Consider the following 12,411-nt stretch of genomic DNA (forward strand, 5'->3'; position numbering starts at 1 on the left):
GATCAACTTATTAAACAATAAGCGATAAATGCTATTTATTACAGAGCCAAAATAAAAGCCTAAAACTAATTAAAATTTCTTACACCGTTTTCTATTATTTCAACCGATAATTAAAAAAGGTGTAAACCCATCCCACTAATAAACTATAAGACAAAGATTTACACTTTACTCTTTTTAGTTAACGCTGATATTATCATAATTATTTTGCTCAACTTTAATTTTAATACCCTTAAAATGAAAAGACCCAACAACAATAGTTTAAACAAAGAGACAAATTGGAAAAAAATGGTGTATCCTAACAATGCGCTGCATGAGCTTTTTCTAGCTCAAGCGGAAGCATCACCCAATTCTATGGCACTTGAATTTGAAGATCAGCAAATTTCTTATCAGGAATTAGCAAAAAAAATAAATCAGACAGCAAATTACTTTTTAGCTCAAGGTTTATCTCCCGGGCAATTTGTTGCTGTATCTATGGAAAGAAACCCTAATTTGATTGTTTCTCTCCTAGCAATTTTACAATGTGGAGCTGCTTATTTACCCTTAGATCCAAAATTCCCAACTGAGCGCTTAGAATTTATGCTCGAAGATTCTGAAGCAAGTTTTTTACTGACTACAAAATCACTTTCTACTTCACTGCCAAATAGTTCAAAAACCATATTTATAGAAGATGTATTAGCTTCATTAAACCAATATCCTGATTCGCCAGTTTCTATATCAGTTAATCCAACATCTGTTGCTTATATGATGTACACATCGGGCTCTACGGGGAAACCAAAAGGTGTGACGGTAACTCACAAAAACTTAATAAACTTTCTGTGCAGCATGGCGATTGAACCAGGTATAAATGCAGACGACAAACTTTTATCGATAACTACAATTTCGTTTGATATAGCGGGTCTCGAATTATTCTTACCATTAATAAAAGGTGCAGCGGTAGTTTTTGCCGATTATGAAACTACTCGAGACGGTTTGCTTTTATTTAATCTTTTACAGAAAAAACAAATTACAATATTACAGGCTACACCAACTACATGGCAATTATTACTAGACTCTGGATGGGATACTCCTCTAGCTTTAAAAGCATTGTGTGGTGGCGAAGCAATGCCTCTAAATCTTGCGCGTCAATTAACATCGAGATGTGATTCTCTTTGGAATATGTACGGTCCAACAGAAACCACAATTTGGTCTGCTGTAAAAGAAATTCTCGCAGATGATGAATTAATCACTATTGGTTTTCCTATCGCAAATACAGAGATTTATTTGTTGGACGAACAAGGAAAAATTGTTGAAGAAGGAACAATTGGTGAGATTGTTATAGGCGGAGACGGAGTCGCACAAGGTTATTGGAAACGTCCAGAACTTACTGCAGAAAAATTCATCCCAGATTCATTTTCAACAGAATCAGGCGCTAGACTTTACCGCACAGGAGATTTAGGAAAATTATTGCCGAATGGAGAACTACAATGTTTGGGTCGTATTGATCATCAGGTAAAACTGAGAGGACATCGTATAGAATTGGGTGAAATCGAAGCTACCTTAAACACATTGCCAGGCGTAAAACAATCTGCTGTAATTGTCAGCAATCATTTTGGCAATGAAGATAAACTTGTAGCGTATTTAAAATCGGGCGAAGAATCGCAAGACGAAAAAACGATTCACGATGCGCTTTCGAAAGTTTTACCCGAAATATTATTGCCATCAAAATACATTTGGGTTGATGAATTTCCAATAACTCCAAACGGAAAAATTGACAAAAAGAATTTACCTCTTCCCGAAAATACAAGACCTGACTCTGCTCCTCTTTTCAAAAAACCGACCACACAATTAGAAAAAGATCTTGCAAAAATCTGGAGCGAAGAATTGAAAATAACAGAGATTGGAATAGATGACAATTTCTTTGATATGGGCGGAAGTTCTGTACTTGCTCAAAAAGTAACTACTTTAATAAAACAACGTTTAGCATTAGAAATTCCTGTTTCAAAAATTTATATTCATCCTACAATAAAAGAACTTTCTTCTATTTTAGAAGAACATAATAATAAGGAAGAAAAATTCGAATTTAAAAAACATAAAGAAAATGCTTCTTCTGCAGATATTGCAATCATAGGTATGGCGGGAAGATTTCCTGGTTCTGATACAATAGAAGAATTATGGGAAATTTTAAGAGACGGAAAAGAAACGATTTCTTTATTCAGCAAAGATGAACTAGATATTAGTTTACCTGAAAGTCTTCGCGAAGATCCGCTTTATATAGGTGCAAGAGGGATTTTACCTTCAGCCAAAACATTTGATCCTCAGTTCTTTGGATTAAATCCGCAGCTTGCCGCCGCGATGGATCCACAAATCAGGATATTCTTAGAAATTTCATTCGAAGCATTAGAACAATCTGGGCATCTTCCAAAACATTATAAAGGAAGCATTGGGGTTTATTCTGGAAGCGAAATCAATTCTTACTACGAAAACAATATTTTCTTAAACAAAGAACTCAAAAGTTCAGTAGGAGAATTACAAATTTATACCGTAAACGGAAAAGATTTTATTGCGCCTCGTACTTCTTATCATTTAAACTTAAAAGGACCTTCAGTTACAGTACACTCTGCATGTTCAACATCTTTATTAGCAATTGCCGAAGCGGTAAAAGCCATAAGAGCAGGAATGTGTGATATTGCACTTGCAGGAGGATCAAGCGTTACAGCTCCAATAAAAAGCGGACACCTTTATGATGACGGATTTATTAAAAGTCCAGACGGATCTACACGTTCTTTTGACGCTTCTGGAAAAGGTACTGTTTTTAGTGATGGCGCTGGAGTTGTTGTTCTTAAAAGATTGGAAGAAGCAGAAAAAGACGGCGATATCATTTATGGCGTACTTAAGGGAGTTGGCGTAAATAATGACGGAGGAGACAAAGGCAGTTTTATGGCGCCAAGTCCGCAAGGTCAGGCTGGAGCCATAATCAATGCTTTTAATGATGCACAAATTTCTCCTTCTACAATTAGCTATATGGAGGCGCATGGAACTGCAACTCCAATTGGCGATCCAATAGAAATAGAAGGGCTTAAAATCGCTTATGGCAAACAAGAAAAAAATAATTATTGTGCCTTAGGATCTATAAAAACCAATTTAGGACATACCACAGCTGCTGCTGGTGTGGCAGGTTTGATCAAAATATTGTTGGCTATGCAACACAAACAAATACCACCAATGGTAAATTTTGTTAAACCGAATCCCAATATTGATTTTGACAATAGTCCATTCTACATTAATAACAAATTAATCGAATGGAAAGCTGATGGCATAAGAAGAGCTGGTTTAAGCTCTTTTGGTATTGGAAGCACAAATACGCATGCTATTGTTGAAGAATACGTTGCAAAACCTGTAGTAACATCATCTGGACGACCTCTTGAAATATTAATGTGGTCAGCAAAAAGTCAAAATAGTTTGTTAGGCTACGAAAATGCTTTGGGACATTTTATTGATAAATCAAAAAATACTCCTTTGGCAGATATCGCTTATTCTTTGAATATGACAAGAGATGACTTTAACCACAGAAGTTTTTTAATAGCAAATTCAACCGAAGATGCTGCTGAAAAATTAATTTCTCTAAAAACTAAAAATACTAAATCTTCTATTTTAAAAAGAGTTCCAAGCGAAATAGGATTTCTTTTCCCTGGACAAGGTTCTCAGTACATACAAATGGGTAAAACACTTTACGCCAACGAAAAAGTGTACCGTAATGCCGTTGATAAATGTGCTGAATTATTGATGAAAGATTTAGATTTAGACATTCGTGATATTCTTTTTCCAAAAGACCATTTTGCTGAAGCTGAAGAACTGCTAAGAAATACAAGATTAACACAGCCTTCTTTATTTGTAACAGAATATGCGTTGTCGCAATTATGGATGAGCTGGGGAATAAAACCAACTTTCCTTTGCGGCCATAGTATTGGCGAATTTGCAGCTGCTCATTTAGCTGGAATTCTAACTTTAAAAGACGCTTTACACATTGTTGCAGTCAGAGGGAGATTAATAAGCGAATTACCTGGCGGATCAATGTTGATTGTTCGCATACCAGTAGAACAATTGTATGAATTAGTTCCTAAAACACTTTCAATTGCAGCGATTAATTCAACTCAATTTTGCGTGGTTTCGGGTCAAAAAGAAGACATTGCTCTTTTTAATCAGGAACTTGATGCCAAAGATATTCCAAATAAACTGCTTAATACCAGCCATGCGTTTCACTCTCATATGATGGAACCTATTTTGGATGATTTTAGAAATGAATTAGAAAAAATAAAACTAAGCATTCCGAGATTACCAATTATTTCAAGTGCATCAGGAACTTGGCTGAAAGATACAGAAGCCACAGATCCTACATATTGGGTTAACCAATTAAAAAATACAGTTCGATTTGCCGATGCAATGGATACAGCATTTGAATTGGAAGATCTTTTATTACTTGAAGTTGGTCCAGGATCAACCTTAATTACGTTGGCACGTCAGCAAGCTGCAGGCAAAATTATTCCTGCGTATGCAAGTATAACGCCTCCAAAAGAAGAACAGGAAAATGAATATAACACTTTGTTAAACACATTAGGAGATTTATGGATGAAAGGTCTAAATCCTGATTGGAAAGCATATTTTAGTGAACAACAAAGACAAAAAATAGAATTGCCTAGTTATGTTTTTGATCGAAAACTTTGCTGGATCGAACCTTTGGGAACGCTTGATTCTTTGGTAATTCAAGCTCCGGCAATTTCTGAAGCACCACCAGTTGCTGCACAAGTTGATCATCAAGAAGATAATTCAAATCAATCTCGAAAAGATTCGATACTTGCACAGATTGCTGAAATTATCAAAAATGCATCTGGAATCGTTTACGGAAGTGAGGCATCTGAAAATACTTTTCTAGAATTAGGTTTAGATTCATTATCACTAACTCAATTATCTGGAAAATTGAAGAAAGAATTCGATTTGCCAATTACATTCAGACAACTCAACGAAACGTATTCAACACCAGCTCTTTTAGCAGATTATATAGACGAAAATCTTCCCAAAGAAACTCGCACTGAACCAAAAAAAGAAATCAAAGTGGTTGCAAGTCAAACTGTAGCGCCAACTTTTTTATCAAATGAAACGGCATCGTCATCTCAGAATCAATCTTCATTAGAACAAATTATTAAACAAATTCAACTTTTAAGTCAAAAAGTAGATCAGCTACAAAGTTTTCAGAGTTCTTCAACAAATGGCAGTGCTTCATTTGTTAATCTAACTGTAGAAAGTTTTGATACTAAGTTTAATACCGAAACTAATGGAACCAAAACCAACGGTAATTCTAAAAACGAAAAGTCATTTGATATATCAAAAATTAATAATGAACAACGATTTGAAAATAATGCTGCCGAAAAAAAATATACTATCAATGCAGATGAACCGCCTGTAAAAGGTAGTAAACTAGGAAGAGATGAAAATGGAAATCCAGCTTGGTTTATTGAAGATCCAAATCAGAATGGAAGTTTTGTAAAGATCAAATTATAAGGACAAGATAAGAAGCAGGTAATATTTTAAACTGTCAATTTAAAAACGATACAATTACATTTAAAATAGGGTAATAATGAAAAATCAACCTCAAATACAAACAGAAATGGAAACTGAAACTGCCATTCAATTTAATCCATTTTCACCTGAAATCGAAAGAGTTATACACACCACAAATTCGCAACAGGAAATATGGAGCGATTGCATTTTTGGAGGAAGTGATGCTAACAAAGCTTACAACTTGTCTGTGTCTATCAGGCTTAAAGGTAATTTAATAATAGATCTATTTGAAAAGGCTGTAAATACTTTGGTAGAACGTCATGAAACTTTAAGATCTACATTTAGTCCAGACGGTCGCTTTATGTGTACTTATAGCGATTACAGCATCGAAATTTCACATCATGATTTTTCTAACATAATAGCGATTGAAAAAGAATCTTCAATTGATACGTTTGTTAAGGAAGAAGTGAGTGCTCTTTTTGATCTTGTTCACGGTCCTTTATTTAGAGTTAGCTTAGTTAAAATTGATGATTTTGAACATCTCGTAACCATAACAATCCATCACATTATTGGCGACGGATTAAGTCTTGATGTCATACTAGAAGAATTAGGCACTCTTTATTCTGCTTACGTAGAAAATAAAGAGCCCATACTGCCTGCTCCTGAACTTTTTAGCAAATTTGCTGAAAGAATAAATTCGTTCATGGAAAGCAGTGAATATAAACCGCTAGAAGATTTCTGGATTGATATTTATAAAGAATCTGTTCCTACGATCGAATTGCCTTTAGATTACGTAAGACCTGCATTAAGAACGTATAATAGCAACAGAATTGATTTTCCTTTAGATGATGCTATTATAAATGAATTAAAAAATATAGGAATAAGTACTGGAAGTAGTTTAGTTACTACTTTGCTTTCGGCTTTTGAAGTTTTCTTGTGCAAAATCACTGGCCAAAATGATTTGGTAGTTGGTTTTCCTTCGTCAGGAAACACTTTATACGACATGAGACAGATAATTGGAGATTGCGCCAATCTACTTCCTCTTCGAAGTACTATTAATCCTAATATCAGTTTTTCTGACTATTTAAAAGAAAGAAATTCACAATTATTTGATGCCTATGACAATCAGCAGGTTAGTTTTGGTCATTTACTAAAAAGTTTTCCGATTGTAAGAGATCCTTCAAGAATTCCTTTAGTTCCAGTTATCCTGACGGTTGACTTGAACAGAACAATCGAAAATGAATTCTCATTTGCAGGTCTTACTCATAGTTTCAAACCGAATCCGAGAGAATTTGGAACTTTTGAAATTCAGCTTCATATTTTCAGAGCCAAAAACGGACCTGAATTTCATTGGATGTATAATACCACATTATTCAAACCTGAGACTATTGCTAAAATGATGGCTTCTTATGAAGAAATTATCAGCAAAGTAATCTCAAATCCAAACGATCCGTTATCCACTTTAATTGGAGGAAATTATCTAGCAGATTATGAGACATTAAACAATACAGAAATGCCATATCCTGATGTAACCTTGACCGAATTACTTAGAAAACAATCGGAGTTTACGCCTGATAAAACAGCTTTGGAGTTTCACGATTCTAAAACCAGCTATTTAGAATTGCATAACAAAGTAAACCAAATGGCGCATTATTTAAAAGAGGAAGGTGTTCAATCTGGCGATTTTATTGCGGTTTCGTTTTCGAGAAGCCCAGAATTGGTTTATGCTTTATTGGCCATTATGCAATGTGGCGCAGCTTACCTGCCGCTGGATCCTGAATATCCAAAAGAACGTTTAGAATTTATGTTGCATGATTCTGGAGCAAAAGTTTTATTAACGAGCAAAACTTTATTTGCCTCATTACCATCTTGGCCACAGACACTTTTTATTGAAGATGCGATAGAGGCATTGCATAAATACTCTTCGTTACCGCTTCCATTTATGGTAAGTTCAGAGAATAATGCTTACATATTGTACACTTCAGGATCGACTGGTAATCCAAAAGGCGTGCCTATTACGCATAAAAATTTAGTCAACTTTCTTTGCAGTATGGCGATAGAACCAGGTCTTGACGAAAATGACAGACTGCTTTCTATCACTACAATTTCATTCGATATTGCTGGTTTAGAATTATACTTACCGTTAATTAAAGGCGCGACATTAATTCTAGCCGACCATGAAACTGCCAGAGACGGAAGACTTTTGCTTGATTTAGTCAAAAGCGAAAAAATCAGCTTTTTGCAAGCTACACCAACAACCTGGTCCATGCTTTTGGATTCTGGATGGTCTGAATTTTTGCCAATTAAAGCTTTATGTGGCGGCGAAGCAATGCCTGCAGATCTTGCTAAAGAATTATTGTCAAAATGCGATTCGCTTTGGAATGTTTACGGTCCTACAGAAACGACAGTTTGGTCTTCTGTAAAACAAATAACAGCCGAAGATAAATTGATCACAATCGGAAAACCAATTGGAAATACGCAGATTTATTTGCTGGATAATCAAGGACAGCTTGTCGCGCCCGGAACTATTGGTGAAATTGTTATTGGCGGAGATGGTGTTGCAAAAGGCTACTGGAACAGACCTGAACTTACGGCTGAGAAATTCATTCAAAATAAATTTTCTGCAGATAAAGACGATATTCTTTATCGAACAGGTGATTTAGGAAGAATAACTCCAAATAATGAAATTGAGTGTTTAGGACGTGTAGATCAGCAGGTTAAAATTAGAGGCCATCGTATTGAACCAGGAGAAGTAGAACAAGCACTTTTATTACTAGACGGAGTAAAATCTGCGGTGGTATTAGCCGATGAAAACTTCCTTGTTGCTCATATTGTCCCTGATTCCAGTATTGAAAGTGCTGAAGAAAATATTCCTTCATGGCGCGAAGCTCTAACGGCAAAACTCCCTTCGCAGTTAATTCCGCATGATTTTAATCTTATCGAAAAAATACCGACAACGCTCAACGGAAAAATAGACCGAAAAGCATTGTCGCAATATAAAGTAAACAAAAAAATCGCTTACACTGCTCCTCGAACAGAAGAAGAAAATATCGTAGCAACCATTTGGAAAGAAAGTTTAAATCTTGAGAATATTGATATTTTCAGTGATTTCTTCGAAATGGGCGGACACTCCATTAAAGGAGTAAAAGTGATGATTGAAATTGAAAAACATACTGGTAAACGAATTCCTTTATCAGCATTATTCAAATATTCGACCGTAGAAAAATTCGCCAAGTTATTAAACACTGGAACAGAAATTTACTCTGATTGTCTGGTTCCTATAAAACCTGTTGGAAACAAAGTTCCTCTTTTTATCATTCATGGCGCTGGACTTAATGTTTTAAACTTTATCAATTTAAGTAAACATTTTGATGACAATCAGCCTATTTATGGTATTCAAGGTACAAAGCCTAAAGGTTTTGAAGGTTGGTATGAATCGATCGAAGCTATGGCTGCGCATTATATAGATGCCATTATAAAAGTTAATCCAAAAGGACCTTACGCTTTGGCTGGCTTCTCTTTTGGAGGTATTGTTGCTTTTGAAATGACACGCCAATTAAACGAAATGGGAAAAACAGTAAGCCTTACAGGATTGCTTGACTCTTATGTTGATTCTTCTTATTATTATGGAAACTACAGGCGAAAACAACTTGTAAGATACTTTGACATAACACATAGGAGGCTAGACTTTTTAAAAGAGATGTTGTTGAGCTGGAAAGCTTTTAAAATGCGCATTAACGGAAAAAAAGAATATATTTTAGAAAGATACTTTGGAAAAAAAATTACTATGACAGAACAAGAAGAGTTAGCTCTTCAGGAATTTATCGCAGCCGATCGAATGGTTAAAAAAATCGTTGATCGTTATCATCTTAAACCACAAAATTTTAAAGTCGATTTGTTTCGATCAAAAGATGATATCAATTATAAGCTAGACCCAACGCATTTAGGATGGAAAAAAGCTGCATTAGGAGGCGTTACAATTCATAATATTTCCGGCAATCATCTAGATATTGTAGCCCCGCCAAATGACAAAGTATTAGCGCGATTACTTCAAGATATTTTAGACGAAAACCATGAAAATCTCTAAACTCTTTATTTCATTTTTCAATTTAAAGAGTACAGAATTTGTCCCAAAAAAAGAGTATTCTTTGGATAATAATGATATTGTGATCTATACCGTATATCTGCCTAATTTTAAGGATATACAGGCAGATTTGTCCAAGTTTCTTAATTCTGCTGAATTGAGCAAAACAAAGCGTTTTTATAAAGAAGTAGACCGAAACCGCTTCATTATATACCGATCGATTTTGAAACTTGTTTTAGGAGCCTACACGAAATTAAACGTGAAGAACATTTATCTTGATTATGATTTTAATAAAAAACCATATTTAGCTTCGCATCCGTGGCTGCATTTTAATCTTTCGCATTCAGAAGATTTTGCGGCTATTGCGGTTTCGCGAAGAAAAGTCGGATTGGATATCGAATATATGAGTAAGGATTTTAATTTTACAAGTCTTCTTCCTGATGTTTTTGATGACAATGAAACCACAATTATTCAAAGATCAACTGATAAAAAAAATACTTTTTACACTTTATGGACACGTAAAGAAGCCTTTGTCAAAGCGCTTGGAAAAGGCATAGATGAAGATTTTAAATTCATACCGTGCTTGGATGGAGAGTATAGTGTCGATTTTTCTTTGATAAAAAACAGCCAAGACTGGCAGGTAAAAAGTTTTGATCTTGCAGATGATTACTTAGGCGCGATAGCTCTTGAAGGTTTGGCCACGATTTCTAAGAATATATCAATGTATAATGTACCAAATAACATGAAAGATTTATTAGAAATGGCTCAAAAAAGAGGCAGTTAAAAATAATTTATTTCCACAAAAAATCCCATTTGAGAAAATGGGATTTTTTTGTTTATATTACAATTAAATCCAAATCTAAGCAAGAGGTTCAGCCTCATCTATGGGTGAAACTGCTTCAACTTCAGGCTCTGAGGCATCATCGATCCAAGCAACAAAAAGTTTGTAACCTATTGAAAATACAATTGGACCAACAAACAATCCGATAAATCCTGACATGATAAATCCTCCAATTACACCCAAAAAGATAACTAACATTGGTACAAGAGCTCCTTTTCCTAGTAAAAGAGGTTTTAAAACATTATCCGAAAGTCCGCTGATGATGAAAAATACAGTCCAGAAAATAGCATGTCCCGAATCTCCAGTTGAAAAAAGATAAATAATAACTCCAATATTAATTATGATTGGGCCAATCTGTAAAATTGAAAATATCAGACAGATTAAAGTCAAAATTCCTGCGTATGGAATATCTGCCATAAACAACCCAATTGCCTGAATTATTGTCTGAATAACAGCAACTCCCAATATCCCTTTCACTACCTGATAAATCGTTGAAACAGAAATCGTCATAATTTGTTCTGCTTCACTTCCTGCAATTTTTTTAAGGAATTTCATGAAGAAAGATTTACCACTTGGAGATACTAATAAAACACCTGCAATGATTATAGATAAAATAAATTGAAGAAACGCTGCTCCAGAACTTAAAATACTTGCCATAATTTTAGAAGACAATTCTCTTATCTGATCTTGATATTTTACAACGCTTTGTTCCAAATCTGTTGATAAGGATAATAGAAATTCATAAAGTGGTTTTCCTATTACTGGCCATTCTTTAATATTAGAGCCAGGAGGCGCTACTTTTAAAGTTCCTGCCTCAAAGCTATTTTTTAATTCTAAAAAATTACCCGTTGCAGCCTTCAAAAAATAAATCAGTGGAACCAGCATGACAGCAATAATAAGAATTGTAATTACAACCGAAGCAAGTGCTTTTCGACCTTTTAGGATTTTCTGCAACGCATTAAATAATGGATAAAAAACCACAGAAAGGATTACAGCCCAAAGAATTGGCATAAAAAAAGGCAAAAGCAATTTAAGACAAAATCCAATTATCAGGAAAATGAAAAATAACTGCAAAATAGTTTCAAAGAGTTCTTTCTTTTTATTAGAATTAGTTGTTTTCATGGCTATATTAATTGTTTAATGGTTGATTGTTAATTATTAATTGTGAATTGTGAGTTGTGAGTTGTGAATTGTAAAATGAGATTAGATGTGATTTTCACTTTTTACATTTTACATTTCACTTTTCACTTATTACTTTTTACTTTTTAACTCCAAAATTGGCATCTGAAACCAATCTTCCTATTAAAACGACAGGATATAAAACGCCTGTGAGCACTTCAATCTGGACGAGAGAACGAGCCAAAGGATGAAGTGGCACGATCTCGCCAAAACCTGTTGAAGTAATACATACATAACTGAAATACATAAAACTAGCCTGATCGCTATTACTTTCAAATTTTGATTCTGATATCTGAAAAGATCCTTCAATATGTTCAAAAAGAAATAAATAAAGTGTTGACCAAAATTGCACTAAAAGCATATAGACTACTACCGACCCTATAATTCGATAAATTGTTACAGGTCCTGGTTCTAATACTTTGGCTAAGACCAAAACAATCAAAAGAAGCATAATTGCTACTGAGAGAATAAGATCGGCAAATAAAATAAAGACGTTATGATTTAAATAATTGATCCATTGTATGGCAAGAAACAGTACTGGAATTATGGAAATAATTAAAGCTTGTTTTCTATGTTTTGATACGGCTATAATTCCTGCAAAGATGAATAGCATCCAGAAAATATTAACTGCAATCATAAAATGAGGATAACTGCCAAAAAAAGGAATAGCTATAAAATGCATAATAAATAGCAGTATTAACATTCCGCTAAGCCCTTTTTCTTGGGTCCAAAAACGATACAAGAAGCGATCTTTTTTTATTATCATAATAAA

General features: G+C 34.5%; 5 protein-coding genes. 3 read left to right on the plus strand and 2 right to left on the minus strand.

Annotated elements, in window-relative coordinates; all coding sequences use genetic code 11:
• Positions 1-234: 234 nt before the first annotated feature.
• From OD917_RS01440 to OD917_RS01450, 3 genes are all read left to right on the plus strand, one after another.
• Entirely contained in the window at positions 235-5,535 is a 5,301-nt protein-coding gene (locus OD917_RS01440; protein WP_263521765.1) for a polyketide synthase, read from the plus strand.
• Between the two features lie 76 nt (positions 5,536-5,611).
• Positions 5,612-9,622, plus strand: a complete 4,011-nt coding sequence (locus OD917_RS01445; RefSeq protein ID WP_263521766.1) for a non-ribosomal peptide synthetase — start codon at positions 5,612-5,614, stop codon at positions 9,620-9,622.
• On the plus strand, positions 9,609-10,403 hold the full coding sequence (locus OD917_RS01450) for a 4'-phosphopantetheinyl transferase family protein (RefSeq protein ID WP_263521767.1): 795 nt from the start codon (positions 9,609-9,611) through the stop codon (positions 10,401-10,403). The genes OD917_RS01445 and OD917_RS01450 overlap by 14 nt, the downstream gene beginning before the upstream one ends.
• A 75-nt stretch (positions 10,404-10,478) precedes the next feature.
• Here the strand turns inward: OD917_RS01450 and OD917_RS01455 are convergent, their stop codons facing one another.
• Complete coding sequence (locus tag OD917_RS01455) at positions 10,479-11,582, minus strand: AI-2E family transporter (RefSeq protein ID WP_263521768.1); 1,104 nt, start codon at positions 11,580-11,582, stop codon at positions 10,479-10,481.
• Positions 11,583-11,718: 136 nt separating this feature from the next.
• Positions 11,719-12,405 (minus strand): ion channel, encoded by a 687-nt coding sequence (locus tag OD917_RS01460; RefSeq protein ID WP_263521769.1) that lies wholly within the window; start codon positions 12,403-12,405, stop codon positions 11,719-11,721.
• Positions 12,406-12,411 lie beyond the last annotated feature (6 nt).

It is taken from the genome of Flavobacterium sp. SH_e, from assembly GCF_025717045.1.
Classification (GTDB): Bacteria; Bacteroidota; Bacteroidia; order Flavobacteriales; family Flavobacteriaceae; genus Flavobacterium.

What these genes read in the sequence shown, in the direction of transcription:
- OD917_RS01440 (WP_263521765.1), top strand. Translation starts at nt 235, where the DNA reads ATGAAAAGACCCAACAACAATAGTTTAAACAAAGAGACAAATTGGAAA.
- OD917_RS01450 (WP_263521767.1), top strand. Translation starts at nt 9,609, where the DNA reads ATGAAAATCTCTAAACTCTTTATTTCATTTTTCAATTTAAAGAGTACA.
- OD917_RS01445 (WP_263521766.1), top strand. Translation starts at nt 5,612, where the DNA reads ATGAAAAATCAACCTCAAATACAAACAGAAATGGAAACTGAAACTGCC.
- OD917_RS01455 (WP_263521768.1), bottom strand. Translation starts at nt 11,582, where the DNA reads ATGAAAACAACTAATTCTAATAAAAAGAAAGAACTCTTTGAAACTATT.
- OD917_RS01460 (WP_263521769.1), bottom strand. Translation starts at nt 12,405, where the DNA reads ATGATAATAAAAAAAGATCGCTTCTTGTATCGTTTTTGGACCCAAGAA.